This window comes from Phytobacter massiliensis JC163 (genome assembly GCF_000321045.1).
GTDB lineage: Bacteria > Pseudomonadota > Gammaproteobacteria > Enterobacterales > Enterobacteriaceae > Phytobacter_A > Phytobacter_A massiliensis.
On the sequence record NZ_HE578945.1, the window covers coordinates 1,308,009 to 1,313,128 of the forward strand.

Below are 5,120 nucleotides of genomic sequence, written 5' to 3' on the forward strand. Positions count from 1 at the left end.
GTCCGGGGTTGGCAATAAGCGAATCCAGCGGCAGATTAAAGCGCTCCAGCAGCTGGTGCAGGGGGCTGATATCCGGCGTGTAGATAATTTTCCAGATCAGCGCCACGATAATCGGCGGCAGCACCATCGGGATCAGCAGCAGCGTGCGTACCCCGTTAAGCCAGCGAGACGTGCCATTGAGCAACAGCGCCAGCAGCAGGCCAATCAGCACCTGAAAGAAGACGCTGACCACCGACAATTTCAGCTGGGTGACCAGTGAATTAAGAAAACGATCGTCATGCAGCAACTGCTGATAATTCACCAGCGGATGGCTGAAGGTGAAGGTCTCCTCTGGCCTGGTCAGGCTAAAGGGCGTAAGGCTGGTGACCAGCAGCGCCGCCGCTGGCACCAGCGTCAACAGCGTCAGCACGGCGAGGGACGGCGTCAGCCCCAGCAGCCAGGCGGCGCGCTGGCGTCGCCGCCAGCTTAGTGGTTGTTCCATTCCCTTCTCCTGTTAGATTTTCGCGCCCGCGCGTTGCAAATCGGCGAGGGTACCGGCCTGCGCCTGGGCCATCGCCTGCTTCGCGTTAAGCTGGCCGGAGACGATAAGCGCAATGGCTTTGTTAAGCTGCTGATCGACCTGCGGATAAAACTCCACGGTGCGGTATTTCATGTAGCCGCCTTTTCCCGCCAGGTCGATGGCGTCAATAGAAAGCTGCGCCAGATCCACGCCGTTAATGACCTGCTTACTGCGAAAGGCCTGCGAGTCGATATCGCTGCGACGCGTCGGCGAGCCGTACCCCGCTGCCAGCGCGCGGGCGGTCATCTGTTTCGATAGCGACCACTGAATAAAGGCCCACGCCGCCTCTTTATTTTTCGACCCCGCCGGAATGCCCAGCGCATGGGTCGCCATGCCGGGGAATGCGCCTTTTGGCCCGCTGACCATCGATCCAAAATGGGCGGTTTTAAGGCTGCGCGACGTTCTGGCATCGCCCAGCTGCGCCAGGTAGGTCTGGCTTAAGTCAGAAACGTTTACCCGCCCCTGCTTGAGGGCCTGTAGGGTCTGATCGGCGGTATAGGTAATGCCGCCGTTCGGGCCGAAGTCGCGGATCAGGCGGGCAAAATAGTCGGCGGCCTGTACCGCTTCCGGGGTGTCCAGCGTCGGAAAGAGATCGTCCGGCGGCGCGCGAAAGACATTGCCGCCAAACGCCTGCAGGTAAGGAATAAAGGTCCAGCCGTAGTGGTTGTCGGTAACATAGCCCGCCACACGCTCTTTTTTATTCACCGCCTGCAGCACCTTTAGCAGGTCATCAGTGGTTTTCGGGAATACCAGCCCGGCCTGCTGCACCAGGTCATAGCGCGAGGCACCCGCCAGCATCGCCTCCACAACATACGGGATGCCGTAGAGTTTGCCGTCGCGGCCGGTTTCGGCGGCAAGCGTGGCGGGCAGAAAATCCTGTAACCCCCACTGTGGCGAGGTCAGATTCGGGTTGGCGATAAATTCATCCAGCGGCGTCAGCCAGCCGGCGTTGATCCAGCGGCTGGTGTAGATAAAGGTAACGTTTACTACGTCATACGCCGCCCCTCTGGTTGACAGCTCCAGATCCGCGCGCTGGTTATAGACCGGGAACGCCGGAGTATCGAGCTGCACCCGCACGCCGGTCAGCGCCTCAAACTCCGGCAGCCATTGGCGGATAAGCTGCGGCCAGGCGGTGCTGAAGGTAGAGACATTGAGCGTAACGCCGTCATATTTTCGCGCGACGCTGGCCCCGCGCGCGATGGCAGGCATCATGGCGTAGACGCCAAATGCCGCCATCGCTTTTAACAGATCACGACGCTGCATAGTTTGCATTCCTTTGCAGCCCGCCGTGTTCCGCCTCATTCACCGCCTCCTGCGGGCGGGCGACCGTGCGGCTACGGCTGCCGTCGATAGCGACCGCCGGTTCGCCTTCAATCGTGACCCGGCGCACCACGCGCGGCTGGTCGCCGTAATCATTGACCGCGTAATGCTGGGTGCTGCGGTTGTCCCAGATAACGACATCATCCTGCTGCCACTGCCAGCGCACGGTGTTTTCCAGGCGAATAATACGGTTTTGCAGTAATTCAAAAAGCTGCGCCGATTCGCGGCTGCTGAACCCCACCAGTTTTTTAACAAAGTGGCCAAGTAATAAAGCCCGCTCGCCGGAAACGGGATGCACATGGACGACCGGATGTTCAGCTTCCCAGACGGCAGAGACAAAAACGTTTTTATGATGGTTAAGCCGGTGTTCTTCGGTGACAATACGCTCCGCGCCGTAATCATAATTATTACTGTGTACCGCCCGTAAGGTGCCGACAAACTGTTTTAGCGATTCCGGCAGTAATTCATATGCCCGCGCAGTATTCGCCCAGACGGTATCGCCGCCATATTCTGGAATAGTCACGCCGCGCAGAATTGATATTTTGGGGAAGGCGTCAACAAAGGTCACATCGGTGTGCCAGGAGTCCGCCCTGCCGCCGCCTTTCGAGGCGTCCAGCTCAAAGAGTTTCGTCCCCGTAGGCGCAGGCACAGTGGGGTGCGCCACGATGTTGCCAAAGCGTGCACCGAAAGCCTGATGCGCTTCATCGGTCAGATGGCCCTGCTTGCGGAAGAATAATACTTTATATTTCACCAGCGCCTGTTCGATTTGCTGAATAAGCGCATCGTCTAACTCTGCTGAAAGCTGAATATTACGGATCTCCGCGCCGATATTTCCGGCAACGGGACGAATATCTAATGCCGCATAAGTCTGTGTTTTATTATTTGCAGATGAAGACATGGTTGTGCTCCTTCAAATTATCAGGAGCTCAACTCTAAAAAGAAAAGCAGTGTGATGAAAAAGACTTTTTGCTAATAAAGATATTACCCTGCTTTGCATAAGCTAAGCGAAAAAAAGCAATTAACGACAGAAAGGGTAAAAATATTGGCGTTTAATTCCCTTCAACAGACGAGGCAGGATTATCACCCAATGCCTGAGTAGATCTGGAAACGTGTGTAAAAGGCCGCCCGGAGGCGGCAATCGTAGCTTCGCACAATCACTACCGTTTAAAAAATTCCAGCGCATCGCGGTTAATTTCGATGCCTAAACCCGGCCCGGAAGGGATAGTCACCACACCCTGCTGGTGACCGATGGGGGTTTGCAAAATAGCCTGGCGCACCGGGTGTTCGGTCTGATCGAACTCCAGCAAAGGCTGGGCGGGCGACAGTGAGATGGGGGTATGCGTCGGCACCATGGCTATCCATTGCAGCGAAGCGGCGATCCCTACCCCGCTTCCCCAGACATGCGGGTTGGTGCGAATGCCAAACGCCTGCGCCATATCGGCGATTTTCTTACACTCGGTAAGGCCTCCCGCCGCGCAAATATCGGGCTGGATAATATCCATCGCCTCGTTGACCAGCACGTTTTTAAAACCGTAGCGGGTAAATTCACATTCGCCGCCGGCCAGCGGGATCGCGGTGGCGGCTTTTACGCGCAGATAGCCTTGCAAATCTTCCGGCGGCACTGGCTCCTCAAACCACGCAATATCGAACTGCTCAATTTTATGCGCCAGCTTAATGGCCGCCACCGCGTCATAGGCGTGGTTGGCGTCAACCATCAGCGTGATATCCGGGCCGATGGCTTCGCGGATGGCGCGCGTAACGGTGTAATCTTCCTCAACGCCAAAACCCACTTTCAGTTTCATTGCCGTAAAGCCCTGCTCAACGTAGCTGAGCGCTTCTTCCACCAGATAGTGCACCGCGTCGCCGCTATCCCGCCGGTAAAGCCCGGTGGCATAGGCCTGAACGTCACTGCGCATCCGGCCCCCCATCAGCTGCCAGACCGGCGCGTTGAAATATTTGCCGCGAATATCCCATAAGGCGATATCAATACCGCTTAGCCCTTCAATCAGTAACCCCTTCTGCCCGTGGTCCCGCAGGCGGGCGTAGAGATCCTGCCAGATAAATTCGCTATTGAGCGGATCGCTACCGATTATCATGCTGCCCAGTTCATCCACAACGGCCTGGGTCATACGGGCCGGGCCGTAGCACTCGCCCCAGCCGCTGATTCCCTCATCCGTCTCTATCTCCACCAGCATCGCAGTGCGGGTGTCGTAACGCGCGCGCGAGTAAGAAAAAGGCTGGCTGAGTTTAGCCGTCAGTAAATGGGTGGTAACACCGGTAATTTTCATCTTATTCTCCAGGCGATTAGCGTTTTGGCAAAAGCATATCGTGCATAATCCGACCATCCAGCGTATCCAGCGGCAGGCCGAGCAGATGCGCGATCGTTGCCGCCGGATCGGTCATATTCCACGGCCCCAGCCGCTCACGATCGCGGTAGTAGCCAGGACGCACATCCGCACCGTACATCAGTAACGCGCCATAGTTATTCGACAGCGTGGTCGCGGCGGTAGGCTTTTGCGGGCCGTGATTCGCGCCGGGGACTTCTACCGGGCAGATATCTTCCCCATCCTGGCTGACGCCCCAGACAAAGCCCGCGTTATAGGCAAAAATCACATCGCCTGCGCACGGCCCCCAGAAGCCAATGCCCACCGCATCGCTTTTCAGCAGCGCCAGGCTAACCGCATTACGGGCAACGCCATCTTCCTGCACCTGCCAGCTACCCAGCGCGAGCAGCGTCCGGGCGCAGACCGCGTCATACTCCTGCTGGCTGACGATACCGGTGGCCTCTCTGCCAACGAGATTAACGAAAATCTCCAGCCCGCCGCGCTCATCTTTAAGATAGACCTGACTGCGCGACATGTCGGGCTGCCCCTGCTCGTTCAGCACCACCAGCTGGTGTCTGGCAAGGTAGCGGTAGATATCGCACATATAGCTGTTCGGTACGGCGCCGTGGTCGGAGGCCAGCATCAGCACAGTATCGTCATCCATTTCCTGCATCAGTTTCGCCATCGTCCGGTCCAGCACCTGGTAACACTGGCGCATAACGTCGTCATACTTTGCCGCCTGTGTGGGTGAATAAAACGGTGAGGCCGGATCGCACTGGCCAAGGCAGTTATGGTGAGATTCGTCAATCAGCCGGTGCACGGTAGCCCACAGCGAGAAATTTTTATGTTGGGTCAGGGAAAGCGCGCTCTCTGCCAGCCACAGCGACTGTTCTTCCGCCTCCTGCAAGGTGGCCTGC

The 5,120-nt window shown here is 57.4% G+C and carries 4 protein-coding genes and 1 pseudogene; all 5 read right to left on the minus strand.

Going from position 1 to position 5,120, the window contains the following annotated elements:
• Positions 1–481: pseudogene (locus ENTHG_RS25685) on the minus strand (sugar ABC transporter permease); the annotation flags it as partial.
• Between the two features lie 12 nt (positions 482–493).
• Positions 494–1,822 carry an ABC transporter substrate-binding protein gene (locus ENTHG_RS06465; RefSeq protein WP_044176696.1) on the minus strand — a complete coding sequence of 443 codons (1,329 nt, stop codon included), beginning with the start codon at positions 1,820–1,822 and terminating at the stop codon, positions 494–496.
• Complete coding sequence (locus ENTHG_RS06470) at positions 1,809–2,777, minus strand: TauD/TfdA dioxygenase family protein (protein WP_044176703.1); 969 nt, start codon at positions 2,775–2,777, stop codon at positions 1,809–1,811. Before ENTHG_RS06470 ends, ENTHG_RS06465 begins: the two co-directional genes overlap by 14 nt.
• Positions 2,778–3,036: 259 nt before the next feature.
• Positions 3,037–4,167, minus strand: a complete 1,131-nt coding sequence (locus ENTHG_RS06475; RefSeq protein ID WP_044176705.1) for a mandelate racemase/muconate lactonizing enzyme family protein — start codon at positions 4,165–4,167, stop codon at positions 3,037–3,039.
• A gap of 16 nt (positions 4,168–4,183) precedes the next feature.
• Positions 4,184–5,120 (minus strand): alkaline phosphatase family protein (locus tag ENTHG_RS06480; RefSeq protein WP_161624518.1); only part of this gene is annotated, 937 nt, incomplete at its 5' end.

What these genes read in the sequence shown, in the direction of transcription:
- ENTHG_RS06475 (WP_044176705.1), bottom strand. Translation starts at nt 4,167, where the DNA reads ATGAAAATTACCGGTGTTACCACCCATTTACTGACGGCTAAACTCAGC.
- ENTHG_RS06470 (WP_044176703.1), bottom strand. Translation starts at nt 2,777, where the DNA reads ATGTCTTCATCTGCAAATAATAAAACACAGACTTATGCGGCATTAGAT.
- ENTHG_RS06465 (WP_044176696.1), bottom strand. Translation starts at nt 1,822, where the DNA reads ATGCAGCGTCGTGATCTGTTAAAAGCGATGGCGGCATTTGGCGTCTAC.